The organism is Parageobacillus thermantarcticus, assembly GCF_900111865.1.
Taxonomy (GTDB): Bacteria; Bacillota; Bacilli; order Bacillales; family Anoxybacillaceae; genus Parageobacillus; species Parageobacillus thermantarcticus.
The window spans coordinates 1-25,539 of the sequence record NZ_FOJS01000040.1 but is presented as its reverse complement, the minus strand read 5'-3'; the positions used below and the strand labels follow the sequence as shown (position 1 = coordinate 25,539).

The window sequence follows — 25,539 nt, the reverse complement described above, 5'->3', positions numbered from 1 at the left end:
GAAAAAATCGTGTATTTGACGATCCAAGACTTTAATGAGAAATGGGCAGAGCGAAAGCTGCGAGGATTTGCCGAAGCGCAGGAAGCCCTCCAGCGAATGTTTGAAGAACGTTACAATTAACCAAATACTGTAAATAACAAAGTAAGGGGATTCTCCCTTTCCGCACAGGAGACAGAATATTCTGTCTCCTGTGCGGAGGAAACCGACTCCTTATCCATTCTAAATCCATTCAGAGATACCCTATCTATCTTTCATTACACAAAATTCTTGACGGTACCTGGACGACCCTTCATTATTAATTGAATCAGTAAAAACAATAACAAAAATCTTAAACTTTGAACAACAACTTGTTTTAGAACAATATGAAAAAGCGAATGAAAAAATCCAATGCGGCACGATTGCTTCGATAATCGACAGCTGAAGCTGCTGAAATGCGCACATATACCATTTTGGCAACAGTCCAATCTTTAAATGTGTGACCGCAATGCGCGTGCGTTTTTCAATGAATGCTTCATCGATACGTCCTTCAAACATTTCAATTACATGCGTAGTAAGCGTCTTTTTTAGACGTTCAACCGAACTGTGCCGATGAATAATTTCAAATAAAGATGGTTCTTTCTCTAACGTCTCGTAAAAGCGACTGACGATCCAATCAATTTTTTCTTCCACCCACGGTTTTAACTGTGTCAATATGGCTAAATCGCGATGCGTCAGTTCAATCATTTCCAATTGCGTATTAACAGTAGCATCTTTTGTCCGGACAGGCTTTCGTTCGCTTGGCAGTTCAAGCGCTGCTTTATGAGAAGAATCGTTTTCTTTTTTTATCCAAAGAGGAAAACTCATCAGAAGTCTCTCCTTTTTCTTCATATTCTTCATAATATTACAATGATTTCATCTTACCGAAGATAGCAAAAAAGTAGAATGAGAAATTAATCCTAAATTTAGATAAGCAAATATTCATTCGTGACATTCTGAATTGTCGATCTTCGTAATTCGGTATAAATCCATTAATTCTGCAAATTTGGTTTATAGAATAAAGTTTACAAATTATCCAAAGGGATTGCATGTAAAAAGAGAGTGGCCAGAAAACGGTCTTGTTTTTTTGGAGACCTAGATTGGCTAGACTCGGAGTGAGATTTTCCATAATAATAGGAGTTGACCGTCCGAACAAGAGAATTACATTTATCATTTCAACTTTTAATACCAACATGCCAAAAAGTGCCCAAAACTGTTGGAAATGAACGTGAATGATGAATGAGGGAAGGAACAAAAATGGGAAAAATTTCGTTTAAATTAGGACTATTATTTTTTGTATTCGTATTAGGAATAGAGACGGTGTTATTTGCGTCATTATATATTACTTTAGTTCATTCTCGAATCAATGAGGAATTTGAGCAACTGTTAGCAAGAGGAAACAGCCACCGCGATGTGCTAGAAAAAAATTATGATCCTTCCACATTAGAACATGTCACGATGATGGAATCTGAAGCGGAGACGGACGTCGTGATTACAAATGACAAGGGGAAGATATTGTATTTTTCAGATCATATTTTGCCATTTGCTAAAAGAGTAATAAAAAAAGCAAATAAAAACATTCCCTATGGCGGAATGATCGTGCAAAAAAATTGGCAAAAAGAGTCGCATATTTCAACGGTAAGCCCGATTCGGATTGACGGCAAGATCAAAGGGTATGTCTATATGTTTCAAAATACTGCTTCCATTCAAAACATGATTTATAAGTTAAAGCATCATTTTATGATGGTTGGAATTCTTTCGGTATTTTTAACAATTATTACGATTGCTTTCTTATCAAGAGTCATTACCATTCCGCTTATTCGCATGAAACAGGCGACCGAAAAATTAAGCAAAGGGGATTTTTCTGTTCGTTTGCAAGTAAAAGGGGAGGACGAATTAGCGGAATTAGGGAAAGCCATTCAAACATTGGCGAGGGATTTAGAATACTTAAAAAAAGAAAGAAACGAATTTCTCGCCAGCATTTCTCATGAGCTTCGCACCCCACTCACTTATGTAAAAGGATATGCCGACATCGCCAGAAGACCAAATATGGCGGAAGAGGAGAGAAATCGATATTTGGCCATTATCTACGAAGAAGCGGAGCATATGCAAAAGCTGGTGAAGGATCTTTTTGAATTAGCGAAGATGGACCAACATTCGTTTCAAATCCATAAAGAACGGACAAACTTATGCTCTTTTTTGAAAAAATTGCATGACAAAATGCATCCTGCGTTTCAAGCGAAAAAAATTTCTCTTGTATATCAATGTGAAAAAAACATCTTCGTCTATATCGACCAAAAACGTTTTGAACAAGTGATGATGAATTTGCTGGATAATGCTTTAAAATATTCCGATCCAGGTTCTACTGTCTCTATTGATGTAAGGAAAGAGAAACACCACATTGTGATTATTGTTTCAGACGAAGGAACAGGAATCCCAAAAGAAGATCTGCCGCATATTTTTGAACGGTTCTATCGAGTGGATAAATCAAGATCAAGAATGAGTGGCGGTACAGGGCTGGGGCTGGCGATCGTCAAGGAAATTGTCGAAGCGCACGGAGGCTCGATTTACGCCGCAAGTGAATATGGAAAAGGAACAAATATGATCATTACATTGCCGGAGGGGTAAGCATGTACACGATCTTGCTTGTTGATGATGAAAAACGAATGTTAGATTTACTTGAACTTTATCTTTCTCCAAAGGGATATCATTGCATAAAGTGTGAGTCCGGTCTAGCAGCGATACAGTACTTAGAAAATCACAAAGTGGATTTAGTCTTGCTCGATATTATGATGCCGGAAATGGATGGTTGGGAAACTTGCAAACGAATTAGAGAGTTTTCCGACATCCCCATCATCATGGTGACCGCAAGAGATCAGACGATAGATATCGTCAAAGGACTTCATATTGGGGCAGATGATTACATCACAAAACCGTTCGACGAAGCCGAACTCCTTGCCCGCATCGAGGCGGTGCTGCGCCGTTCTGTTGGAAAACGTTCGAAAGTAGAATTTCAAGGATTAGTGTGGGATGAAGATGAACATAAAGTCTGTTATCAAAACGAACCGATTTTCTTAACACCGAAAGAGTTTGCCATATTAGGGCTGTTTTTGAAGCATCCAAACAGAGTGTTTAGCAGAGAACAAATCATCGTATCCTTATGGGGCTATAATGCAAATACAGAAGAGCGCACCATAGACTCTCATGTAAAAAATATTAGGGAAAAGCTGAGACAAGCTGGATTTCCGATCGATCAATTTCTGCAAACCGTTTGGGGGGTAGGGTATAAATGGGAGGCATAAGGTAAGAAGATGAAAGAGCAAATCATTACATTGCTTAACACATATGAAAATGCTGCTTATCTCATCAGCATCGTGATAAATATTATGATCAGTATTTTAGGACTTGTACCAAGCGTTTTTCTAACAGCTGCCAATTTGGCGGTGTTTGGGTTTTGGAAAGGCACCTTTTTATCTTTTGCAGGGGAAGCAATAGGAGCCATTGTCGCTTTTGTCTTATATCGTAAAGGATTTAGGAAGCTTTCTGAAACGAAGATGCTTTCACATCCGAAAGTCAGGCGTTTGCTTGAAGCAAAAGGTTTAGAAGCCTTTTTTCTTGTTCTATCTTTGCGCCTTTTCCCTTTTGTTCCGTCAGGAGTAGTGACCTTTGTTGCGGCGATCGGAAAAACATCTTTGCTTATCTTTATGATTGCTAGCTCAATAGGGAAAATACCTGCATTACTTTTAGAAGCCTATTCGGTTTATCAATTAATGAATTGGACATGGCAAGGGAAAGTAATATTAACATTTTTGTCTGTTTTTTTATTTCTTTTTACTTGGAAGAAAATCAATCGAAAAAACGCTCAAATTAACAAAAATTAGGAAATGGTTGAAAAAATATTGCCTTGATCATGAAAAAAGGTAGACAGGCAGGCAATTACGTTCAGAAAGCAGCTGGAATGTTGATGATTTTACTTGGCATATTAGATACCATCACTTATTGGTTTTAAAGTCGGAAAATGAAAGAATCAATGATGCATTGTACACAAGGATGGAGGATTCAAAAATAAAGAGGCTGTCTTCAAAAGGCTCGATTCAGCGACCTTTTAAGTCAGCCTCTTTTTATCACCTTAATCACCGTTTATTCAGGTTTGTTAGTTGTGTCATTCGGGTTTGGTGTATAGTCCGATTTGTAATCTTTATATTTTACTTCTGTGACCATTCCAGCTGAGGCGTGGTGCAAGTCATGGCAATGGAACATCCAATTTCCCGGATTATCGGCTTTAAATGCAACGACATATTCTTCACCCGGTTTTAAGTTCAAAGTATCCTTAATTAATGGAGAACCTGTAATTGGCTTGCCGTTTTTGCTTAATACTTGGAAAAAGTGTCCGTGTAAATGCATAGGGTGTAAATCTGTCGGTGAATCGTTCACTAGTTTTACTTTTATAAGATCGCCTTTCTTCACATTGATAGGTGCTGTTTCAGGGTACGTTTTTCCATTAATCGTGTAGATCATGCCATTTTTACCCATGGCTGTCCCTAAATTCATCGTGTATTCTACATCGTATTTTTGATCTAGCGTAAATTCACCTAGCTTTTGTTTTCCATAGCTTGTCATGTCAACGACAGGCAAATCTTCTGTCGCGTTCGCTTTATCAGCGCTGCCTTTTTCGCCTTCGTATTGGATTTTCACTTTCATGCCATCGGCACCTTTCATATCGCCATGGCACTCTAATAACCATTCGCCTGGATTATTCGCGGTAAATTCAATATCGTAACGTTCTCCCGGAGCGATATTCAAAAGTTCGTCTTTGATCGGCTGCGGATCGTTTAACGGCTGTCCGTCCGTTGCGACAATTTTAAACTCGTGGCCATGCAGGTGAAGTTGATGGGACATATATCCTGCGTTGACAAGGCGAATTCGCACTTTTTCGCCTTTCTTCACTTTTAAAGGTTTTACAGCGGAACCGCTTTTCCCGTTAATGGTGAAAATGTCATACATGCTCATATCATGACTCATGCCGCTCATGTTCATATGTTGGTGATCGGAACCATTTCCATGTTCCATACTGCTATGATCCATTCCGCTCATATCCATATTTCCTTCATCCGGATTGCTCATCCACTCATCTAACACAAGTGTATAATCTCGATCTACTTTTTCCTCATTCTTAGGTTCTACAATTAATGTACCGTATAACCCCTTATCCACTTGTTTAGCGCTTTCTTGATGGGAATGATACCAATACGTTCCTGGTACGGTTGCAGTAAATTCGTACGTAAAGGTTTCGCCCGGTTTAATCGCGTTCATCGTGACACCAGGAACTCCATCTTGGCTATTTGGAACAGGATAGCCGTGCCAATGAATCGTAATCGGTTCCGGCAATTCGTTTTTCAAATGGATTTTAACAGTGTCCCCTTGTTTCACACGGATTTGTGGTCCAGGCACTGAGCCATTGTACGTGTAGACTGGAAGTTTTACTTTATTATTTATTTGTAACAATGCTTCCTTAGCGGTGAGATGAATCTCTTTACCAGTTAAAACTTTTGTGTCGGTTGCCAAAGGAAGTTGCCCACTGGAGTTTTTGGCCGTGTTTTCCTCCTGCATATTCATGTTTGTATCATGCCCCTGCATCGAACTATGCGGCGAGTCATTATTGGAACAGGCCGCGCCGATGGCAACGACTCCCGCTACAATCGTTCCAATCAATAATTTTTTCATATGTTTCCCTCCATCAGACAAACGTGTGATTTACTAATATCATCATAAAAAATAAATGTGCAAAATTTATGGAGGAATACACAAAGTTAATTTAAAGAGACATGATTCAGTCAAATTCAGCGAAAAATGTTTGACAAATAAATAAACATAACTATAACATTAATGTCAGAAGAGCGGCTTTGAAAAGAACCAGAACGATACGGGGGTTAGCTTTGGTGAGCTACACCATTAAAGACATCGCTTTGCGGGCTGGTGTTTCAAAGTCGACGGTCTCGCGTGTCATCTCCGGAAAAGGGTTTGCCAGTCAAGAGGCACGCGAAAAAGTATTCAAAGCTATGAAAGAACTGCAGTACAAACCAAATGCCTTAGCAAGGGCGATGGTTTCGCAGCGTACGAACAATATCGGCGTGGTCGTATATCATCCACATGCTTCTATCGCTTCACATCCGTTTTATGGCAAAATGATTGATGCCATTCTCCACAAAGCGAAAAACCTCAACTATTCCGTATTTGTTGCCACAGATGAAGGAAAATCGTTAAAATCTGTCGATTACATGGTAGAAAAGCGGGTAGACGGGTTTATTCTCATAAGCGGACTTCGTCAGGAAGTCGCCGATTATATTGACCAATTTCATATTCCTTACGTGACCGTCAATACGTCCGTTGAAAAAGAAAATGTAGTTCAGCTTGTCCATCATGACTTTAAAGGCGGGACATACATCGCCGAACATTTGTATCAGCTTGGTCATCGACGAGTTTTCGTGATTAGCGGTTCACAGGAAAATCATCGCCTGCGTTTGGAAGGATTCCGCCGGCGCATAAGGGAACTTGGCGGAGAGATGGCAGAAGAGGATGTTCACGTTTCCTCTAGTTCCACTTTCGCTGATGGATATAAAGGCCTATCGAACATTTGGAATTACTTTCGATCGAGAAAACCGACAGCGCTATTCGCTACGAACGATATGCTGGCGATGGGCGCGATGAAATTTCTGTTGGAAAAAGGAATCAGCATCCCCGACGATATCGCTGTCGCCGGTTTTGACGATATTGATTATTCGAGCGTATTCCATCCTTCCTTAACGACCGTTCATATTGATCAGACGAAAATGGGAGAAGACGCGGTCTCTTGGTTAGACCGATTGATCAAAAAAGAAGATGTCCAGAAAGTCAAAATAGAATATGAGCCAACTTTGGTCGTTCGCGAATCAACTGCTAAGTGTTAAAACCGCTTGTTCATCCAACCATATCCGCTTGATGACAAATCTTCACATATATTCCTTTTCTCGGTTGTTTCTTTTTTCAGTCATAGGCATTGTGTGGGAGTTTGCCCACATGAATATCCCTTTTATCCCACGTGGGAACGTTCCCATTTCGTTCACTTTTCGTTCACTCATTTGATCATTTTCTTTTCCTTCTCCTTGTTAAAAATAAAAAATTTAAGGAGTGAGGTGTAAGAAAATGAAAAAAATGAGAAAACGAATTGCTATCCTACTATCTGCATTGTTGATGGCTATGGGGGTTCTTTCCGGCTGCGGAAAGAGCGATTCATCGTCTGAAAGCGAAGGGAACGGGAAAATCGTAACGATTAAAGCGCAGACAATCGGTGCGGAAGTAACTCGTGTCGAAAACTTGAAAAAAGCAGCCGAAAAACTGAATCAGGAGCTGAAAGAACAAGGAAAAGACATCCAAGTCAAAGTGGAAACGAGTTCATTTGACGGCAGCACCGACGAATACGCGAAACAATTTATGCTCGCGTTCCGTTCGAAAAAAGCGCCTGATATTTATACGACGGGACATGAAAATATCGGCTGGCTGGCCGACGGCAACTACATCCTTCCATTGGATGAATTGAAACAATCGAAGGCGTACACAGATGTTTTTCCGCCTCTATGGGAAGCGGCAACGTATAAAGGACATATTTGGGGCGCTTTGCAAGATACGGAAGCGCGTCCGGTTTTCTACAATAAAGACGTGCTGAGAAAGCTTGGCTGGAGCGAAGAAGAAATCAATTCCCTTCCGGAAAAAGTGAAAAATGGGGAATTTACGTTAGAAGACATGACGAAAGTAGCGGAAGAAGCGGTGAAAAAAGGCTTGGTGCCATACGGCATCATCCATCGCCCGGTGGAAGGTCCCGATTTCCATGTGATGGTATATAATTTCGGCGGCACCTTGTACGATCCGAAAGAAAACAAAATTGTCTTGGATAAAACGGCGGTGAAAAAACAGCTCGACTATTATGATGAAATCGCGCAGAAAAAATTAATTCCGAAAAACTTGACGCAGATGGAATGGAGCAATATCCATAAAACCGTCGTCAACGGCAAAGCCTTGTTCTATTACGGCGGCATTTGGAACGTATTTAACTGGGGTCAGGACAATTTCCATGAAAAACTCGGCAAAGTCGATGAAAAATGGGTGAACGAACATCTTGGCATGATGCTCATCCCAGCGGCGGAAAAAGGCGGAAAGCCGATTACGCTTTCACACCCATTTGTATACACGGTTTCCGCGCAAACAAAACATCCAGAGCTTGTCAAACGTCTGTTGGAACTTGTAGCGGATCCGGCTTTACAGGCGAAGCATGATGTAGAAACGTTCCATCTACCTGTGACGAAAAACGTGCTTGATGATCCGACGTTCAAAGCAAATCAAACGCTAAACAGCGTAGCGTATATGACCAATTATACGACGTTCTTGCCGAACCACAATGGATTCCCGCAATATTCGAAAGCGATATTTAACGCAATCCAAGCCGTAGAACTTGGCAAGAAAACGCCGGAACAAGCGTTGCAAGATTTAGAAACACAGCTGAAGAACGATCTTGGCGATCAATTAAAAATTGTTGAGTAAAACGATACCTGGCGCATCCTGCCAGGTATCCATCTTTTCAAGGGGAGTGGAAAACATGGGATCGGCGTTAAAAAAATGGAAGTTGCCGATGATTATGCTTGGTCCGTTTGTGGCGCTTATCTTTCTTTTCTTTTTTCTTCCCGTTGTTTTAATTGTCATATTGGCGTTTACGAACATGGATTCGGCTATGCGGTGGGAATTTGCGGGATTGGCAAATTTTCAAAAAATGTTGGAAGACCCGAACCTCTTTAAAATCATGAAAAACACTGCGCTGTATGTCGGCTTCACTTTGCTTATCAACGTATGTTTTGGCTTCGTTTTAGGCATTTTAACCACCTATTATATTCAAAAAGAGCCGGTAAGTTTAGTTTTCCGGACGATTTGGATGCTGCCGAGAATGTCGCCGCCGGTTGTGTACGTCCTGCTTTGGTTATGGTTTTTCGACCCAAGCGAATATGGAGTGCTAAACAGCTTGCGGGCGCTCTTCCATATGGAACCGGTGGCATGGCTTCATGAACACCCAATGACCGCTATCATTTTAGCAAACGGAATCATCGGCGCATCGTTCGGAATGATTATTTTTTCGTCGGCGATTAAGTCGATTCCAAAAGATTTGTTTTATGCCGCTAGTGTAGACGGGGCGTCGCAATGGTCGATCATCAAAGACATCATTATTCCTGCCGTCCGCTGGCCGTTGATGTTTGTGACGATTTGGCAATTTTTGTCTCTTATTACTTCGTACGAATATATTTTCTTACTTACCAATGGCGGACCTTTGTTTGAAAGCGAAGTACTCGCTTTATATTCTTTCCATAAAGCGTTCCAGAATTTCGAATTCGGCTATGGATCGGCGATCTCCCTCGTTCTTGTCATCATCGCTTTGATTTTTTCGTTTATGATGTGGAAGTGGTTCGGTATGCAAAAAATGATGCGATCTTCGAAAATCGAGTAAGAAAGGGGTGGAGATGGACGGTGGAACAGTGGGTGCGTCCTGAAGCTGCCGTGACTGCTTCGCTGACACGGCGGCCTGTTTCGAAATGGAAAAAGCGCCTTCCGTTTTTCATCGCCTATGGTGTGCTTGGAATTACGACAATGCCGATTATTTTGATGTATATATGGCTGTTGCTAAGTTCTTTCGCAAAACAAATGAAATACGGCTTTATTCCGGTTAGTTTCACTTTGGAAAACTGGAAATTTTTATGGACGAATGTCGAACACGGGGGCACGACGCTTCCGAGCATTTGGACGGCGACATGGAATTCCTTTTTATTTTCGATCACGCTGACGATGTTAGAAGTGTTGATCGGGGTCATGGCGGGATACGCGTTATCCCGCATCGAATTTCCGGGGCGGCAGATGCTGATGAAAACGACGCTGATTTTGCACGCTTTTCCAAGTGTCGCCCTGCTGATTGCCGTATACTATATTTTAAATTTTTTAGGATTGTTTGACACACTGTTCGGCGTGCTACTTGTCAAAACTGCGCTGCAAATTCCAATGACGGCTTGGATTGTCAAAGGTTTTTTTGACAATGTGCCGTGGGATGTGGAATGGGCTGGATTAATAGACGGATGCAGCCGTTTGAAAGTATGGCTGACCATTGTGCTACCGATGATTAAGCCGGGAATCGCCGCTGTCAGCATTTTCTCGTTTTTATCCGGCTGGTCGGAGTTTTTGTTGCTTTATATGTTTATTGTCAGCGATGACAACATCACGCTCGCTTCGTATTTGCAAAAACTAATCAGCGATCCGAATTTGGTGGACTACGGCTTGTTGAGCGCGGTATCGCTGTTTTATATGCTGCCTGTGATCTTGTTCTTTATTTTCACGCAAAAATCGTTAATGGAAGTGAGCGCGGGAGGAGGTAAAGGAGTATGAAAATCGAATTGAAAAATTTATGCAAATCGTTTAATAAAAAAACAAATGCAATCGATCGCATGAACTTAACGGTGGAAGACGGGGAATTTGTCGCTCTTCTTGGACCGAGCGGCTGTGGAAAGTCGACGACGATGCTGATGATCGCGGGAATTTATAAACCAGACAGCGGGGAAATCCGCTTTGACGGCCAGCTTGTTAACGATTGGGAGCCGAAGGACAGAAACATCGGCATGGTCTTTCAAAGCTACGCCTTATATCCACATATGACCGTATTAGAAAACATCGCCTTCCCGCTTAAGCAGCAAAAAGTTCCGAAAAAAGAACGGATGGAACGGGCAAAACAAGCGGCGGAAATGGTGCGGCTCGGGCATGTATTGGACAGAAAGCCGGATGAACTCTCCGGCGGCCAGCAGCAACGCGTCGCCTTGGCGCGCGCGATTGTGAAAAAACCGAAAGTATTGTTGCTGGACGAACCAATGTCCAACCTTGACGCTAGATTAAAAATCGAAATGAGAGAGGAACTTTCCCGCCTTCATAAAGAATTGGGCATCACGACGATTTTAGTCACCCACGACCAAGAAGAAGCAATGATGCTGGCAGACCGGATCGCTGTTATGAAGGATGGTAAAATAATCCAATATGGAACGCCGATGGATCTATATCACCGACCGAGTGACTTTTTTGTCGCTCAGTTTATCGGAACACCTCCGATGAATGTTTTCCGTGGAAAACTGATTGGAAATCATCTTCATTTTCTGAACCAGTCCGCAGAGCTAAACAACGAACAGTGGAACACAGCGCAAGGGGAACTTGACGTATACGTCGGAATCCGGCCGCATGAGGTGAAATTGGGAAAAGGCGGCGATATTCGCGCTAAAGGAATCGTGCAGATGATCGAGCCGGTAGGCCATGCGCAAATCATCCGTGTAAACATCGGCGACGAACAGCTTCGCCTTTTCGCCGAACCAACTGCTGCCATTGAATATGAAAGCGAAATAACGGTTTCCTTCCATCTTTCTTCTCTTCATTTATTTGATGTGCGGACGGGAAAAAGTTTGCGAAAGGAGATAATGAAGGAATCACAAACAGAGGAAATGGTTGGATGAAAATATAATGGCGAAGAAGGAAAGGTTACCGCGGTTGGACGGTCTTTTCTCGGACGTTTTCCAACGAGAAAGGCCGTTTTTGCTGTTTTCGAAAATTAGGCTGTTTTGGTGTAGGGAAGGGCTAATGGGGAAAGTTAGTTTAAGCTTCTCAACTATACCGGCTTTTCACTAAAGGAACGTAAGCATTATTTTTGATCATTTAATGTCTTTTTCATCCGCTCGGATCTGTCCAGGAGAAGCATCAACGTGGGTTAAACACATCGGAATTCGGTTTGCATTTTAATATCCGCCAATCGTTCAATGACAGGCTTCGGTCCGACTACCCAGCCGATGCGTAAACATGGGCTCAATTGTTTCAATCTTTTCTTTTATATATTCTTTGATCTGGATATAGAGGGGAGTTGACGACGATTTGTCAGGCTTCCAATCCAATTCGGCCATGAAAGACTCCCTCCCTTTTGCATCATATGTTTTGATTATATAATTTGGTTGGTTTAAAATCCATCCAATTGGTTGGAGACAGCAATGGATATGTGAGTATAATTGTATTCATTCAGCATCGGTCTCGCTGCTGAATCCTCATGCGATCATGGACACAGTAGGGGTGATCGGAACTAGTTCACTGCAATACAATGGCGCAGAAAAAGTCGCCTTTGCACTTGCTTCTATTCTAGTTTCTTGGATCTGGTTCACGGGACTAGCGGTAGCAGGACGAATAACAGGAAAAATGGATAAATCTGGACGTTTGATGATGGTTCTTAACAAAATTTCTGCACTAGTGATGTGGGGAGCAGCGATTTATATTGGATTGACACTGGTAAAATAAAAGCAAAGTTTTCGGGGATATGGTATGGAAATGTTTAGGACGGGGGTTCATTTCGTTAATAGGAAGCACAAATATACGAAAATTTAGTATAATTAATTTGTTATAATATTCTTGAAATAGAGGTGCAGTGCGAAATGAAACATATCATAAGCATGAAAAACGTATCTTTAATAAGAGGGAATCGGGTGATTTTAAAAGATATAAATTGGGAAGTAAAAGAAAAAGAACAATGGGTCATATTAGGTTTGAACGGTTCAGGGAAAACGTCCATATTAAACATCGTCACAGGCTATCAATATCCGACAAAAGGCGAAGTTTCTGTGTTAGGAAAGAAATTCGGACAGGCAAATTTGCCGGAGCTTCGGAAGCAAATCGGATTTGTTAGCAGTGCTCTTGACCGTTTTCATCAAACTTTAAGATCAGAAACAGTAGAAGATATTGTGATAAGCGGCAAATTTGCCACGATAGGGTTATACGAAAATGTGACCAATGAGGACCGTGAACGGGCTGAACAGCTAATGACATTTTTGCGAATCGACCACTTGAAAGGAAAAACGTATGACACACTATCGCAAGGAGAAAGAAGAAAAGTGCTGATTGGAAGAGCGTTAATGGCAGAACCGGAATTGCTGATATTGGATGAACCGTCTATAGGATTAGACCTTTTAGCAAGGGAAGATATTTTATCACTAATGAAAGAAATTATTCTACACCAACAATGTCACGTACTATATGTCACACATTACATTGGAGAAATTATCGAGGAGATGACGCACGTATTGTTGTTAAAAGAAGGGCAAATCGTAGCCGCAGGACGAAAAGAGGATGTGTTGACAGAGGAACGGTTATCGGAGACGTTCCAATTGCCAGTAAAAGTTCATTGGGAAAATAATCGACCATGGGCTTCTATACATAAAAACATCGGCTCGGCAACATTGGCGAAGGCGGAATCAAAATAATAGCCGGTTTATTTATTTTACCATCACGCCCGCTTTTGGAAAAAGCAGCTTGAGTCTATATGAATGACAAAACTCAGGCTGCTTCATTGATTTGCACGAATCAAATCGTGTATCATTTTCCAAATACGATAAAGAAGTGATGAACGGAGAGAGCTTTTAGTCGAAAAAGCGAGCATAAATTTCCGATAATTTTATATATTCCTAATTATTTGTGTTTGGTATAATCTAACTCATAAAACTTAGTTTAGATTAGGATTAGTTAAGAAAGGTGAGTGGAGATGAGTAAAGCGGAGCCAGTTAACAAATGGGATTTGAATCGCATTGTATTTATCGGCAGAATTTGGGATGAATACATGCGAATGTTTAACCTTACTAAAGAAGAATTAGCGGGACGCAAGATTCTTGATTGTCCTGCTGGGGCATGTTCTTTTACGGCAACAGCCAACCAATTCGGAATGGACGTTACAGCATGTGATATTGCTTATTATCTTCCTATTGAACAGTTAGAACAAAAAGGTTTGCAAGATATTGAAACCACTATGTCTAACATGGAAAAGGCTGATATTCAGAAAAATTTTTTGTGGGATTATTTTAAATCAGTCGACGAGTTAAAACAAATAAGAACACAAGCGTTAAATCAATGCATCTCGGACATGAAACGGAATCACAATCGTTATATTCCTGCTGTTTTACCAACTTTACCGTTTGCTGATAAGCAGTTTGACTTGACACTTTCCGCAAATTTTCTATTTCTTTATGAAGATAAACTGGACTATGAATTTCATTTGCAGACTATAAAAGAGCTTATGCGTGTAACCAAAGATGAAATAAGGATTTTTCCTACAACTAACTTTGCTTGCGGGAGATATAAATACCTGGATGAACTAATCAGTGATATACGCCATTTAGGGTGGATGGCAGAAGAGATAAAAGTTCCTTATGAATTTCAAAAAAACACCAATACTATGCTGAAAATTATGAATAAAAATAGCAAAAGGTTTGTTGACCGTTGAAAAAACGGCTTTCGTGAAATCTTTGTATTTTGAGATGATAGCGTTCACGGTGTTGGCGGAGGACATATAAGCGATTTTGTAGGAAACAAAAACAGTTTGAGATGAGGGGATTATATTGGACACGCTGTTTTTCACTCTAATAGGGATAGCAATTATATCTTCCTTTATAGGAACATTAGCGGGTGGTGGAGGATTGATTACTTTACCAGCTATGATATCGGGGGGGGAAATGGATGAAAAAATATTCTCTCATCATGATCGTCATCATTTTTCTTTTAATCGGCTGTTCAATGGAAAAACGAAAAGAAAACAGCCCTAAAAATGAACAACAAACAAATTACAACAGCAATATGGAAATAAATCAATTTGATTAAACCGAAAGGAAACTATGGCTGGCCGTTTATTCAAGGAGATGAAACGAGAGGCGGGATGATCGCTCCATTGTTCCATTCGGGTGATCATACTTGGGCGCCATCTGGAATTGCCTATCATAATGGGATTTTGTATGCTGCACAGCTGCGGGGAGAAGGTGTTTTGGCGTTTGATTTAAAAAATAAAACATATAAACAAATCGTTTCCAACGTAGGGCGCGTGCGAGATGTATTCATCTTAAAAAATCATTTGTTTTTTATCACAAACAACACGGATGGAAGAGGGGTTCCAGCCAATCATGATGATAAGTTCATCAAAATTGCAATTCCGAAAGCGTTTTGATGCAATTTTATATTTTTGTTCACTATAGGTTGGTTTGGTATTGAAGCACGGGCATACTTTCTTGCTGTTTCTTTGTTTGATGGTGGTTTGTCCATTGCTGTAGCAATTCTTTTCTCAAGCTTTGATTATATTTGGATTTCCTAGTTTATTAGCAAAATTCACCACATAAAAAAGTCAGGGGATAAGTGGATGGAAAGATATATTTTAGTGAGTATTATTCTAAGTTTTATAGTATTATTATTTTTCTTTAATGAATATCAAACTAACCAATCTCTCTATCAAGAAGCTACTTTGGAAGGTTTTATCATTATGAAAGAAGGGGAAGTATATTTAGTTGAAGACCCAAGTTTTGTTCAAAAAGACGCAGATAAGTTAACAATACATGAATTAAGAGGAAAATATAGGATGAGCAAGTTATGGATAAAGGGATTCGGCACTTTAAAGGGAATAGAAAATGGACAAAAGGTAAAAGTATGGTATTCAGAAATTTTAGAATCGTACCCGGGCAAAGTCATAGTTTTAAAGATTGAACCATGTTCATGCGATAGCACCGGGTAAAATTATTGATGGCTGGAAGCAAGACGCAAGAAAATGGCCAATTACTCCAAAGAAAATGCTTTTGGTGGAATTGGCTCCGGATGAAGCGGCGAATACTGTTTTATTTTTGGCATCGGATGAAGCTTCATTTATTACTGGTGCTACCCTTTCCGTTGATGACGGCGGACTTTTATCTTAACCGAAAAATTATTATGTAAACTATAATCAATTCGAAATCTGCGACATTTCGAGGTGAATGAGATGAACCTTGATTGTACTGTTTTAAAACCAATTCAATTGATGTAAGATATGGAATTCTAGTTAAATTTGTAAAACAGCTACTTCTTTTCCATCCGAAGACTGTGTTTTCGGTACATTTTTGAAACATTAGATGGCGAGGTTGATTTGATTTCCCATTCGTGGATAAGAAGCAAAAAAGCGGAGTGTCTATTGTTTATGTAAATAGGCATTCCGCTTTTCTTGTTTTTTATTTTTTATAAGAGAAAGTTGCTCTTCATGAAGTTTGTTCTTAAATTGTGGATTTACCCCACAATCCATTTATCAATATTACATATAAAGTAGGGACTATGGATGCAAGTAACATGCAAATAGGGAAAAGTTTGTAATAAGACTTTAAAAGGCGAATGGATTTAATGTAAAAATAGAGCGCTACCACTAATGCAGCATAATATGATGGAAAGAATACCCAAGGATTAAGTTTATCTTGATCCAACCCGATTGTCCAGCCAATTCCAATCACGAATAGTAATAAGTGAAAGCCAACAACGGATAAAGCAGCTCATTTTAAATCGCCTTTCGTCTTACATATGCTCGTTATGGCGATGCCTAATGTAATAAGGATTAACACCATTAAAATAGATTTGTATACATCAGGATGATCATGTAGTTCCACCATACCAATGATCCAATATAAGATAGTAACCGCACAGCAGCATAAACTGATGACTATCCAACTTATCTTTCTGATTTTAACCACTCCCTTTGACGTAAATGTTTAAAATAATCGTTTTTTTTGATTTAAAATACATTTTATGAAAAAATAAGTTAATTAACAATCGTCAATTGGATTATTTGGAATTTTTTTACTTTTATGTTTACAATCACAATACAATGACATATAATACATAATGTATGAAAATTAACTGAAGAAATGGGAAATTGTAATTCTAAAACATTCTTTTTTATGTAAGAAATTCAGTTGCCTGAAAAAAACATTATATTGTACGGGAGGGGATTTTTTGCAAACCATTATGCCCAAATTATCTTTAACCGTAATTATCGTAGCATTGCTCTTTTTCTTTATGTCATTTTTTATAGCGGTGTTTTTAGGATTAATTATTCCAGCACCAATAATTAGAATAATCATGAATTTAGGAATTATCGTATCTTTTGTGTTAGCGTTATTGAGCCCAAAGGGGAAATTGAAAAATGCTGCACTAACTGTTGTTATTATTATTGGTTCATTATATCTAATTGGTATTGAGCTTATGGGATTTCTTTTTCGGGGAAACGGATTTTAGTTATATCACAGCTATTAGCTATCCAATATTTTAGGCATACTCCTCTCGTAAATGGGATGTGCAATTATAAGTTCCGCTAATGTTATTACCCAAAGAGTTGGCAATGTGGCTAAATGTAGTGACAATCGTGGTATATGTTTTGTGGGTATATTATTGGTTTAATTTTGAATTTTCCCTTAACAATACTTAAAAGAGTGAGGCGATTAAAGATCAAGTCCGCGAAATTGTGTAAAAACAAAACGGTAAAAAGGATTTTATTTTCCCGTAATCCAAGTCTATTGTACTGGCAACGGAATTTTACACAATAATTTGGACTTGACCTAGTTATTAGCCATTGCTTTTTCTATGATGATGCTGAGATGGATTGGGGATCAATCGTTTTTCAACTGTTCATGTTGGCTTTTCTCATTGCTTTTGCAAGTGCGGTGTTTTTTGCGGGTCCAATCATTGGTCGCGAGAAAAAGCGCAGCAAGCAATGTAGAGCGAATTGAAAAAAAGTTGGATCGAATCATTGAACTGTTGGAGAAACAGAACAAAGAATAACTCATTTTTTAGAATGGAATGGGGTGCCGCAGAACAACAGGTTAACTCAACAAAGCATTCAATATTTTTCGTAAAACGACATGATTTGGGGAGATGCATATGTTTAAATACATGATAGCACTTATGACTGCACTCTTACTTATCGTTCAACTTGGTATTGCATACTTGTGGATTTTTGATTGGCGGCACTTAGCGACGAAAGCGGGTTTAATGATTTGGATAAGTTCCATCGTCTTAGGCATACTGCTTTATTTTATATATAGTAAATTTGTTGAAGATGGAAAGTTCAGCATCGTTAGCAGAAAGACGGTCTTTAGTTCAACAGCAATGACTGTTATCTTAGCTGTTCTTGCGTTAGTGATAGAAGCCATTACGAAGTCTATGCCTTAATTTGCAGGAATCCGTTGAACCACTTCTTAACAATCATCTTTTTTATTCTCAAATTCTTCTAATATCTCGAAGAATTGTTCTTCAGAAATTACTTTGAACCCATGTCTTCTCAGCAAGGCAGCTGCTACCCCATTTCCAGCCATTTTTGTGCCATTGAATTCACCATTATAAATCATGGTACTTCCGCAAGAAGGGCTGTTTTCCTTTAAAACGACATAAGTCGCATTGATCTCTTTTGCCTTTTCAAGACTTGCAAAAACTTTAAAAAATACCGTCTTAAAATTTAAAATTAAGATGGCATTAAGCAATAAGGGGGTGTTTCATTTGTCAGCTCGTAAATATCGTTTACAAGTGGAAGGTATGACATGTATTGCATGTGAAAGACATGTGGAAACAGCTCTAAACAGCATAGGAGCGAAAGATGTGGATGTAAATTTTCGCAGTGGAGAAGCTGTTTTTGAATTGCCAGAACATATAGGGATCGAAAAAGTCAAAGAAGCGGTGAATAAAGCCCATTATAAGGCGGGCGAAGCGGAAGCGATTCATCCGCAAGATGAAGGCAATGATGATTATGACTTTATTATTATTGGTTCAGGAGGAGCAGCTTTTTCTGCCGCGATTAAAGCGGTGGAATATGGGGCCAAAGTGGCGATGATTGAGCGTGGCACGATCGGCGGGACTTGCGTGAACGTTGGATGCATCCCATCAAAAACGCTGCTACGTTCCGCTGAAATCTATTATTTCGCCAAAAACAATCCATTTCTTGGGTTAAATACTTCAGCTGGTCCGGTAGATTGGAAAAAGCTAATGGAACAAAAAGATGAACTGGTGAAAGAATTGCGCCAGCAAAAGTATGTTGATTTAATTGATGAATATGGGTTTGAACTCATACAAGGGGAAGCAAAATTTGTCAATGAAAAAACCGTAGAGGTAAACGGTAACAAAATAACAGCGAAACGCTTTTTAATTGCGACAGGAGCTTCCCCATTGATCCCTGATATTCCGGGATTAAAAGATGTTAATTATTTAACAAGCACTTCGTTGTTAGAGCTGAAAGAACTGCCAAAACGTCTTGCGGTTATTGGTTCAGGATACATCGGCTTGGAGTTGGGCCAGCTCTTTCACCATTTAGGAGTGGAAGTAACGCTGATGCAGCGCAGTCCAAAAATTCTTAAAGAATATGATCCGGAAATTTCAGAAGCGGTAGAAAAAGCATTAACAGAACAAGGCATCCACGTCATTGCCGGCGCGGCATTTGAACGTGTAGAACAAAATGGGGATATAATACAAATTCATGTTACTGTTCATGGTGAAAAGAAAATCATTGAAGCGGAGCAGTTGCTTGTAGCTACGGGACGCAAGCCAAATACGGAAGCGCTAAACCTTCAAGCCGCAAACGTAGAAGTCGGTTCTCGCGGTGAAGTGATCGTGGATGACTATTTACGAACTACCAATCCGAGAATTTATGCCGCCGGAGATGTAACAATGGGACCGCAATTTGTTTATGTTGCTGCATACCAAGGTGGAATTGCCGCCGACAATGCCATCGGTGGTTTAGAGAAAAAAGTAAATTTGGACATTGTTCCAGCCGTTACATTTACGAATCCAGCGATTGCTACGGTAGGATTGACGGAGAAACAGGCTAAAGAAAGAGGATACGAGGTGAGAACTTCTGTTTTACCGCTTGATGCCGTTCCGAAGGCGCTTGTGAACCGTGAAACGACAGGTGTATTTAAGCTTGTTGCTGATGCAAAAACATTCAAAGTGCTAGGCGTTCATCTTGTTGCCGAAAATGCCGGCGATGTCATTTATGCAGCCGCATTAGCCGTCAAATTTGGCCTGACGGTTGAAGATTTGCGGGAATGCCTTGCCCCATATTTAACGATGGCAGAAGGATTGAAATTGGTTGCTTTAACGTTTGATAAAGATGTGAAAAAACTATCTTGTTGTGCTGGTTAAATTTTTGGGTAAAATCGTTGCTTTTTCGGGTTTAGTTGGATCGTCTGGCTGATGGGAAAAGAAATTACAAGTACACTAACATTGTATTTTATATGAAAGAAAGAGACTGTCTCAAAAGGTCGGTTTAACGACCTTTTGGGCCCCCTCATCAGCTTGTCGACAAAATCGACTGAAAGAACAGCTCACTTCTGTCCTTTTTATCCCCTTAAATCGGTATGTTACAAGTCTGCTTTCTCCACTTTAGTGGCCGTATCATACAGCCATTCAAATTGAAACCTCTCAAATCCATCACATCATGGGACATGAAAATCTAATGAAAAGGATGACCAATATAAAGTAATTTTTTGACATATTTTATCAAAATATTTAGATCATTTTTGTAGTATAGAAACTTTAAGTGGTGATGATGACCATCGCTGAAATTCACGGAAAGCTTCCAGCATATGAAGGGATGGAAGATTTTCTGACATCCGATATGTTTTCTGTTATAACTTTTGATAAACTCATACCAATCATTAATAATGAATAAAATGACTTATAAATACTTAAAATAACTTGCGTTTTTATAATTTTTTTACTTATAATCACTTATGAAAGAAGGTGGGGAGATGTATCAAGATGAGCGTTTGCTCTTAATTCTCGACTTTTTAAAGAAAAATAAGCGAATAACCGTTGAGCAAATTTGCTCATTATACAATGTTTCCAGAGATACGGCCCGGCGCGATCTTGTTAAACTCGAAGAACAAAAGCTGATTATCCGTACGCGCGGAGGCGCGATTTTACCACCTGTCCACAATGAGATTAAAGGCTATTATCATCGCCTGCAAACGGTTCCCCATGAGAAAAAAATTATCGGAAAAAAAGCAGCTTCTTTAATTAATAGTGGTGACAGGATTATCTTGGATGCCTCCACTACTGTCCAAGCATGTGCGGAATATCTTGGGGATCAACGTTGCACGGTTATTACGAACTCCATTAACCAAGCAGATATTTTATCATCCAAACAGGGAATTCGCATTCATTTGCTTGGTGGGGAACTCGAAAAAGAGCATCGTTTTCTATATGGAGAATCTGTCATTGAACGATTATCTAATTATTATGTTGATAAAGCATTTTTAGGGGTAGTCGGTATTTCAGAGAACGGGCTTACGGTTGCGCATGAGGAAGACGGAGTGGTCAAACGCAAAATATTGCAACAAGCAAAGCAGGTCATCATTCTGGCGGATCATTCCAAATTAGGGATTACAGACTTTTACCGTTTTGCTGATTTGAGTGATATTGACCTTTTAATCACAGATAAAACACCACCGAAGCCTTTTAGGGAACTGTTAAAAAAACATTCTGTTGACCTACTGGTCGCAGATGATGACGGGGAGGAAGATGAATTTGAAAATGTTAATTGCGATTGATTTAGACGGCACTTTGCTAAACAAGCATAATGAAATTAGTAGAGAAAATATACAAGCGATTAAGGAAGCGCAAAAGAACGGAATAGAGATTGTGGTAGCGACAGGGAGAGCTCATTTTGATGTTCAGGAAATATTTAAACATACAGGGATTAAAACATGGATTATAGGTGCAAACGGAGCTACCATCCATAAACCGAATGGACAGCTGTTTCTTTCCACTCCGTTGGATAAAGATAAGGCGATTGAAATCCTTCAATGGCTAGAACAAGAAAAATATTACTATGAAGTGTTTAGCGATTCTGCCATCTTCACTCCTCAAAATGGGAGAGAGCTTTTAACCATTGAGATGGATCGTCTAATAAGCGCAAACCCAGAACTAAACATCGAAGAGCTGAAATATGCTGCTTTGAAGCAATATAGCCAATCTGGCTTTGTCTTCATTTCTTCGTATAAAGAGCTATTAAAACCTTCCATTAACATTTACAACATCCTTGTTTTCTCTTTTGATAAAGAAAAGCTTAATAAAGGATGGAAAAGATTCAAGGATTGTAATGACTTAACGCTCGTAACATCTGCAAATTACAACTTTGAATTAGAGCACATCGAGGCTTCAAAAGGGAATGCATTAAAAATACTTGCAAAAGAACTGGGCATCCCTCTTAGCCAGACCATTGCGATCGGGGATAGCATGAATGATTATTCGATGATCTCTATTGCAGGTAAAGGAATCGCCATGGGGAATGCATGTGAAGAAATCAAAAACATTGCAAATGAAGTGACATTAACGAACGACGAACATGGAGTTGCCTATGTCATTAATCGTTTATTGAAAAAATAAATGTCAATGTAGCGGACATGTGAGGCTAATGAAAATAAGTTGTTAAAAGAAATAATAAATCAGACTCGAGAAATATTTTCCAGAAGAGCTTCCTGTTTTGCTTGTCCGGCTCCTTTGCTTCGCGATAGAGACAATGGAACAATTGAATAAAAGTGAAATCAAGAAGACCATACTAAAGAATCCGGAGAATGAGGAAAGCAAGCCGGGAAGCTCTTGTTTGACAGGTCCGCAAAACTAATCATTGACTTTTTGAAATGAAAGCTCTAATTTCCATAAAGTCTTGACTTACTCTCCAATACCGCTTAATATGTAGAGTGTTCCTGTAAGTAATTGGAATAATAATCAACGGGGAAGGGGAGAAAGATGAAATCCATTTGTGTATTTTGCGGTTCAAACTATGGGAACGACATGGAGTATAGGCAAGCAGCCAGAGAGCTTGGAAAGTTCCTTGCCAGTAAAAAAATATCCCTGATTTACGGAGGAGGGAAGGCGGGGTTAATGGGGGAAATCGCCAATGCCGTCTTAAGCCATAAAGGCCGTGTTATTGGGATCATCCCCAAGTTTTTAAAAGACAAGGAACTGGCACATGACAATATCAGTGAACTCTTTATTGTAGATACAATGCATACACGCAAAGCGAAAATGTATGAGTTAGCCGATGGATTTATTGTCATGCCAGGAGGCTATGGCACGTATGAAGAACTTTTTGAAGTGCTGTCTTGGCTGCAAATAGGTATACATAATAAGCCAATTGGTCTACTTAATGTCAACGGCTTTTTCGATCCTCTCATAAAAATGTTAGAACATACTGTCGATAAAGGTTTTGCCAAGCCTGAAAATCTAAAATTAGTTATAAGTGCTGACAATGTGGTTACTCTTTATCAATTGATGGAGAATTTTAAACCTAAGGTTGTAAATAAATGGACATGATGCCTCAACTTTAAAAATCAAGTACATCTTGTGGTGATGAACATTTGGCGCTTCGCCACAAAATGTACTTGGCCGCATGTTTTTATGATAAGACAGTATAGAAAATGCGGATTTCCTGTATGGTAAAGGTGCCTCAACCGTTGAAAAAAATTCACATTGCAGGTAAAATTCTGTCGTTTTATAAAATCTGCACCAACAAAAAGAGATTTTCTTGGTTGGTGCTGCATATAAACTTCGTTAAGAATATTGCAAATAAAGTGCATTTGGCACGCTGCCATGTTGAAATGTGGACAAGCCAGCCGTGCTGATCCAAGTCAAAGCCCACTCCTGAAATCTCCGATGTTTCTCATCCGTCCAAAAAACTTGCTCCGGATGAATGCTGATTCACTGTTTCCGGTTTTGCAGGCGAGAATTGTTCGTTTTCGTTTCGAGTTTTCCATTTCAATGATTGTAAGCTTTGAAGCAGCAATATACAAATGTTGGGCTCAATGAGCCAATAAAACATGATATAATAAGATGAAATCGAAACTGTTTCATACAAAGATATCTTCATATCGAATTATCGAAATATAATTACTTATAATGAATTTTGCTAAATAAAAGGAGCAAGTAGTATGGAAAAAAGCCATTCTTATACAACCGAGGAAGTTGCAAACATATTAAAAGTTTCAAAATTAACCGTATATGATTTAGTAAAAAAAGGTTTATTGCCTGCTTATCGTGTCGGACGGCAAATGCGAATTGATCCTTCCGATCTTGAAGCATATATAAAAAGGGCAAAAGGAAAGTTACAGCCAACCGCCTCACAACCATTAAATAAAGAAACAACGAGTGAAGCACGAGGGTATCCGCAAGTGAGACAATTAATCATAAGCGGCCAAGATATAAGTTTAGATATTTTGGCTAACTACTTAGAAAAATCCTCAAAACGGTTTCGGCCGCTGCGCTCTTATGTCGGAAGCTTAGAAAGTCTCATTTCGATGTATCAGGGATATTCAGATATTGTAAGCACGCATTTAATCGAAGGAATTTCCGGTGAATATAACGTTCCGTATATCAGTAAGATACTAGTGAATTTCCAATATATCGTGATTCGTTTATTAGCAAGAAAAGCAGGCTTTTATGTCCAAAAAGGAAATCCATTGAATATTAAGCATTGGGAAGATTTAAGGAGAAAAGATATAAAAATCGTCAACCGCGAAAAAGGGTCAGGGGCGCGGGTGTTACTGGATGAAAGTTTGCGAAAGCATCGCATACCTGTATCTGAAATTAATGGTTATGACCATGAGGTGACAAATCATGTAAGTGTCGCAAGTGTTGTTGCCAAGGGGGAGGCTGATGTCGGAGTAGGAATTGAAAGAGGCGCTAACTTAGTAAAAAATGTGGATTTCATTCCGTTAGTGAACGAAAAGTATGATTTGGTTATTTTAAAGAACGATGAGAATAGAGAATTAATTAGCCAAGTCCTGCAAATTTTAAGGTCTGATGACTTTAAAAGCGATTTGGAAGCATTAGGCGGTTATGATTTATCACAAACTGGACAAGTGGTTTATGAAACATGAAGTAAAAGCCAGAGGTTTCTTGTGAAATCTCTGGCTTTTATTTTTTTGCTGATATATAAAGCCGGATTATAAAAAAACGAAATGATCTTGAGAATACCTGTTTTTGGCAAGTAGAAAATGTATGAAATGGCAATTAAAAATGCATACATACACTTGCCAAATTCCATGGTTAACGTTGAGAGATTGAGTCTTTGTATCGGTGACTTTCACCATTGAAGATGATTAAATGAGAATGATGAATCAGCCGATCAATGACGGCCTCTGTTAAAATGGGATCGCCAAAGACATTATTCCATTGGCTAAAAGGTAAATTGGTTGTCACAATGATGCTTTTGGTTTCATAACACATGGAAATAACTTGAAATAATAACTCTGCCCCCTGTTTATGCAATGGAATATAGCCCAATTCATCAAGAATCAAGAGATCCAACTTTTCGATTTGATTGAGAAATTTACCAAGGTCACCTTTTTCATTGGCCTCCAATAAAGCATTGGAGGCGGCCGTATAGAACTTCACTCTTTTTCCTTGTTTTTTCATCAAATTGAGGGCGATGAGAGTGGAAAGGAATGTTTTACCGGTTCCCACTCCGCCATAGAAGATAAGGTTTTCCTGATTTTTCGTAAACTCACCTTCTAAAATATAATCTTTTGTGATGCCTGGGGCTAGTTGAATCTCCCGCCAATCATAAGGTTTATTTGGAATTTTCGGCAATGTCGCCTGTTTTAGTAGTAAATTTATCCTTCT

At 39.4% G+C, this 25,539-nt stretch carries 25 protein-coding genes and 4 pseudogenes; 24 read left to right on the top strand and 5 right to left on the bottom strand.

The window, feature by feature from the left end; all coding sequences use genetic code 11:
- A pseudogene (locus tag BM278_RS18425) lies at nucleotides 1-120 on the top strand (IS256 family transposase); the annotation flags it as partial.
- A 120-nt stretch (nucleotides 121-240) separates the two neighbouring features.
- Here the strand turns inward: BM278_RS18425 and BM278_RS14555 are convergent.
- Nucleotides 241-843, bottom strand: coding sequence for a protoglobin domain-containing protein (locus BM278_RS14555; protein WP_244151187.1), 603 nt, complete (start codon nucleotides 841-843; stop codon nucleotides 241-243).
- 429 nt (nucleotides 844-1,272) lie between these two features.
- On the opposite strand from BM278_RS14555, the gene BM278_RS14550 reads away from it, so the two are divergent.
- From BM278_RS14550 to BM278_RS14540, 3 genes are read left to right on the top strand one after another with little or no spacing between them, the layout of a single operon-like run.
- Entirely contained in the window at nucleotides 1,273-2,643 is a 1,371-nt protein-coding gene (locus BM278_RS14550) for a HAMP domain-containing sensor histidine kinase (RefSeq protein WP_090951102.1), read from the top strand.
- A 2-nt stretch (nucleotides 2,644-2,645) separates the two neighbouring features.
- Nucleotides 2,646-3,317, top strand: a complete 672-nt coding sequence (locus BM278_RS14545; RefSeq protein WP_090951099.1) for a response regulator transcription factor — start codon at nucleotides 2,646-2,648, stop codon at nucleotides 3,315-3,317.
- Between the two features lie 9 nt (nucleotides 3,318-3,326).
- Entirely contained in the window at nucleotides 3,327-3,896 is a 570-nt protein-coding gene (locus tag BM278_RS14540) for a TVP38/TMEM64 family protein (protein ID WP_090951096.1), read from the top strand.
- Nucleotides 3,897-4,155: 259 nt separating this feature from the next.
- Here the strand turns inward: BM278_RS14540 and BM278_RS14535 are convergent, their stop codons facing one another.
- Nucleotides 4,156-5,739, bottom strand: a complete 1,584-nt coding sequence (locus tag BM278_RS14535; RefSeq protein ID WP_090951092.1) for a multicopper oxidase family protein — start codon at nucleotides 5,737-5,739, stop codon at nucleotides 4,156-4,158.
- 215 nt (nucleotides 5,740-5,954) lie between these two features.
- Between BM278_RS14535 and BM278_RS14530 the strand changes: the two genes are divergently transcribed.
- The 5 genes from BM278_RS14530 (at nucleotide 5,955) to BM278_RS14510 (ending at nucleotide 11,573) form a co-directional block, all read left to right on the top strand.
- The gene (locus tag BM278_RS14530; protein WP_090951087.1) at nucleotides 5,955-6,962 is read left to right on the top strand and encodes a LacI family DNA-binding transcriptional regulator; all 1,008 of its coding nucleotides are present in this window, start codon (nucleotides 5,955-5,957) and stop codon (nucleotides 6,960-6,962) included.
- Nucleotides 6,963-7,197: 235 nt separating this feature from the next.
- A complete protein-coding gene (locus tag BM278_RS14525; RefSeq protein WP_090951084.1) occupies nucleotides 7,198-8,589 on the top strand; it encodes a sugar ABC transporter substrate-binding protein in 1,392 nt (463 codons plus the stop codon).
- A gap of 55 nt (nucleotides 8,590-8,644) precedes the next feature.
- Complete coding sequence (locus BM278_RS14520; protein WP_090951081.1) at nucleotides 8,645-9,541, top strand: carbohydrate ABC transporter permease; 897 nt, start codon at nucleotides 8,645-8,647, stop codon at nucleotides 9,539-9,541.
- Between the two features lie 20 nt (nucleotides 9,542-9,561).
- Complete coding sequence (locus tag BM278_RS14515; RefSeq protein WP_090951076.1) at nucleotides 9,562-10,467, top strand: carbohydrate ABC transporter permease; 906 nt, start codon at nucleotides 9,562-9,564, stop codon at nucleotides 10,465-10,467.
- Nucleotides 10,464-11,573 carry an ABC transporter ATP-binding protein gene (locus BM278_RS14510; RefSeq protein WP_090951073.1) on the top strand — a complete coding sequence of 370 codons (1,110 nt, stop codon included), beginning with the start codon at nucleotides 10,464-10,466 and terminating at the stop codon, nucleotides 11,571-11,573. The genes BM278_RS14515 and BM278_RS14510 overlap by 4 nt, the downstream gene beginning before the upstream one ends.
- Before the next feature lie 297 nt (nucleotides 11,574-11,870).
- Here BM278_RS14510 and BM278_RS19770 read toward each other — a convergent pair whose 3' ends face one another.
- Nucleotides 11,871-12,014, bottom strand: a complete 144-nt coding sequence (locus BM278_RS19770; RefSeq protein ID WP_208601819.1) for a hypothetical protein — start codon at nucleotides 12,012-12,014, stop codon at nucleotides 11,871-11,873.
- Nucleotides 12,015-12,126: 112 nt separating this feature from the next.
- On the opposite strand from BM278_RS19770, the pseudogene BM278_RS14505 reads away from it, so the two are divergent.
- From BM278_RS14505 to BM278_RS14460, 10 genes and pseudogenes are all read left to right on the top strand, one after another.
- Nucleotides 12,127-12,399 (top strand): annotated as a pseudogene (locus BM278_RS14505) (LysE/ArgO family amino acid transporter); the annotation flags it as partial.
- A 134-nt stretch (nucleotides 12,400-12,533) separates the two neighbouring features.
- Nucleotides 12,534-13,358 carry an ABC transporter ATP-binding protein gene (locus BM278_RS14500; RefSeq protein WP_090951068.1) on the top strand — a complete coding sequence of 275 codons (825 nt, stop codon included), beginning with the start codon at nucleotides 12,534-12,536 and terminating at the stop codon, nucleotides 13,356-13,358.
- 278 nt (nucleotides 13,359-13,636) lie between these two features.
- Nucleotides 13,637-14,371, top strand: coding sequence for a class I SAM-dependent methyltransferase (locus tag BM278_RS14495; protein ID WP_090951065.1), 735 nt, complete (start codon nucleotides 13,637-13,639; stop codon nucleotides 14,369-14,371).
- A gap of 233 nt (nucleotides 14,372-14,604) precedes the next feature.
- Nucleotides 14,605-14,745 carry a hypothetical protein gene (locus BM278_RS18850; RefSeq protein ID WP_167359647.1) on the top strand — a complete coding sequence of 47 codons (141 nt, stop codon included), beginning with the start codon at nucleotides 14,605-14,607 and terminating at the stop codon, nucleotides 14,743-14,745.
- A complete protein-coding gene (locus BM278_RS14485) occupies nucleotides 14,738-15,085 on the top strand; it encodes a PQQ-dependent sugar dehydrogenase (RefSeq protein WP_244151186.1) in 348 nt (115 codons plus the stop codon). Before BM278_RS18850 ends, BM278_RS14485 begins: the two co-directional genes overlap by 8 nt.
- A gap of 189 nt (nucleotides 15,086-15,274) precedes the next feature.
- Complete coding sequence (locus tag BM278_RS14480) at nucleotides 15,275-15,643, top strand: DUF3221 domain-containing protein (RefSeq protein ID WP_090951059.1); 369 nt, start codon at nucleotides 15,275-15,277, stop codon at nucleotides 15,641-15,643.
- A pseudogene (locus BM278_RS18405) lies at nucleotides 15,621-15,821 on the top strand (SDR family oxidoreductase); the annotation flags it as partial. The gene BM278_RS14480 and the pseudogene BM278_RS18405, both read left to right, overlap by 23 nt.
- Nucleotides 15,822-16,881: 1,060 nt before the next feature.
- The gene (locus BM278_RS14470; RefSeq protein ID WP_090951053.1) at nucleotides 16,882-17,163 is read left to right on the top strand and encodes a hypothetical protein; all 282 of its coding nucleotides are present in this window, start codon (nucleotides 16,882-16,884) and stop codon (nucleotides 17,161-17,163) included.
- Nucleotides 17,164-17,508: 345 nt separating this feature from the next.
- Nucleotides 17,509-17,706, top strand: a complete 198-nt coding sequence (locus BM278_RS19700) for a DUF4083 family protein (RefSeq protein WP_090951050.1) — start codon at nucleotides 17,509-17,511, stop codon at nucleotides 17,704-17,706.
- A 99-nt stretch (nucleotides 17,707-17,805) separates the two neighbouring features.
- Complete coding sequence (locus BM278_RS14460) at nucleotides 17,806-18,096, top strand: hypothetical protein (protein ID WP_090951047.1); 291 nt, start codon at nucleotides 17,806-17,808, stop codon at nucleotides 18,094-18,096.
- A gap of 26 nt (nucleotides 18,097-18,122) precedes the next feature.
- Here the strand turns inward: BM278_RS14460 and BM278_RS14455 are convergent.
- Nucleotides 18,123-18,353 (bottom strand): annotated as a pseudogene (locus tag BM278_RS14455) (2-thiouracil desulfurase family protein); the annotation flags it as partial.
- A 67-nt stretch (nucleotides 18,354-18,420) separates the two neighbouring features.
- Between BM278_RS14455 and merA the strand changes: the two are divergent.
- From merA to BM278_RS14425, 5 genes are all read left to right on the top strand, one after another.
- Complete coding sequence (gene merA / locus BM278_RS14450; protein ID WP_279625769.1) at nucleotides 18,421-20,055, top strand: mercury(II) reductase; 1,635 nt, start codon at nucleotides 18,421-18,423, stop codon at nucleotides 20,053-20,055.
- A gap of 608 nt (nucleotides 20,056-20,663) precedes the next feature.
- Nucleotides 20,664-21,464, top strand: coding sequence for a DeoR/GlpR family DNA-binding transcription regulator (locus BM278_RS14445; protein ID WP_090951044.1), 801 nt, complete (start codon nucleotides 20,664-20,666; stop codon nucleotides 21,462-21,464).
- Nucleotides 21,436-22,302, top strand: coding sequence for a Cof-type HAD-IIB family hydrolase (locus BM278_RS14440; protein ID WP_090951042.1), 867 nt, complete (start codon nucleotides 21,436-21,438; stop codon nucleotides 22,300-22,302). Before BM278_RS14445 ends, BM278_RS14440 begins: the two co-directional genes overlap by 29 nt.
- A gap of 363 nt (nucleotides 22,303-22,665) precedes the next feature.
- A complete protein-coding gene (locus tag BM278_RS14435; protein WP_013400795.1) occupies nucleotides 22,666-23,232 on the top strand; it encodes an LOG family protein in 567 nt (188 codons plus the stop codon).
- A gap of 614 nt (nucleotides 23,233-23,846) precedes the next feature.
- Nucleotides 23,847-24,794, top strand: coding sequence for a helix-turn-helix transcriptional regulator (locus tag BM278_RS14425; protein WP_003250355.1), 948 nt, complete (start codon nucleotides 23,847-23,849; stop codon nucleotides 24,792-24,794).
- 169 nt (nucleotides 24,795-24,963) lie between these two features.
- On the opposite strand, the gene BM278_RS14420 is transcribed toward BM278_RS14425, so the two are convergent.
- Nucleotides 24,964-25,539: ATP-binding protein (locus BM278_RS14420; protein WP_090950891.1), on the bottom strand; the 576-nt coding region annotated here is incomplete at its 5' end.